We start from the raw sequence: 891 nt of genomic DNA, 5'->3' as shown, positions 1-891 counted from the left end.
GAGGGGCCGATAGGCATACCGATCGGCAACTTGCTCAGCCAGATTTACGCGCTCATTTACCTGAATCCTCTGGACCACTTTATCAAGCGGGAGCTGAAGGTTAAGTATTACCTTCGCTATGTGGATGACTTTATTCTGATCGGCCTGAGCCGTGACCAGTGCCTTGATTATCGTCAACGAATCATTCAATGGCTGGATACAGAGCTTGCAATGACGCTCTCAAAATCCACTATCCAGAAAGTAAAACACGGTTTGAACTTTGTTGGTTACAGGACTTGGCGCAGCAAGAAGTTTATCCGCAAGCATTCGCTGTACAAGTTCAAGCAGTCGGCCAAGAAAGATAAATTGGAAAGCTGTATCTCCATTCTTGGACATGCCCGACAAACCGCCTCGCTCACCCACTTACTCAACTATGCCAGAGAGATAAACCATGGTCTCTATTGTTCGCTACCGCAAACATATCACCGCTTACACCATCATCGAATTGCACCAGGCTGAGAATGAAAACGGCGATCGACTGACTACAGAACTGGCGACACTGGATAATGGTTTTACTTATGTCGCCGTACCTGAAGGCGTAGTGCTGCCCATTCAGCCCGAGGAGATCAAACCGGAAGACGTAGTGCTGACCGACGAGCTACGAGAGCAGATCAAACGGGAAAGCCCGCACGTCAGGCTGATTAATGCGAGAGTGGTGGAAAAGATCAGGCAGCGATACACCGCCGACGATGAACGCAAATACACCGCCGACACGATTAATAATGCAGTTTATGGTGAGCCTTTGAGTGCTACGCAGACAACAAAGCGGGATGCCTATATAAATTATCGAAACGAGTGCGTACGCTGGGGTAGAGAACAGAAATCTCTGCTTGGGTTGTAAGTTATGACCCC

2 protein-coding genes are annotated in these 891 nt (G+C 48.6%); both read left to right on the top strand.

Going from position 1 to position 891, the window contains the following annotated elements:
- A partial coding sequence (locus ABD892_RS01010) for an RNA-directed DNA polymerase (protein WP_345192921.1) occupies positions 1–498 on the top strand: 498 nt, incomplete at its 5' end.
- Positions 431–880, top strand: a complete 450-nt coding sequence (locus ABD892_RS01005; protein WP_345192913.1) for a hypothetical protein — start codon at positions 431–433, stop codon at positions 878–880. The genes ABD892_RS01010 and ABD892_RS01005, both read left to right, overlap by 68 nt.
- The last annotated feature ends 11 nt before the right edge of the window (positions 881–891 follow it).

Origin of the sequence: Kistimonas scapharcae, assembly GCF_039540975.1 — a bacterium.
Taxonomy (GTDB): domain Bacteria; phylum Pseudomonadota; class Gammaproteobacteria; order Pseudomonadales; family Endozoicomonadaceae; genus Kistimonas; species Kistimonas scapharcae.
Note: the sequence above shows the minus strand (reverse complement) of the source record. Positions and strands in the feature narration are given on the sequence as shown.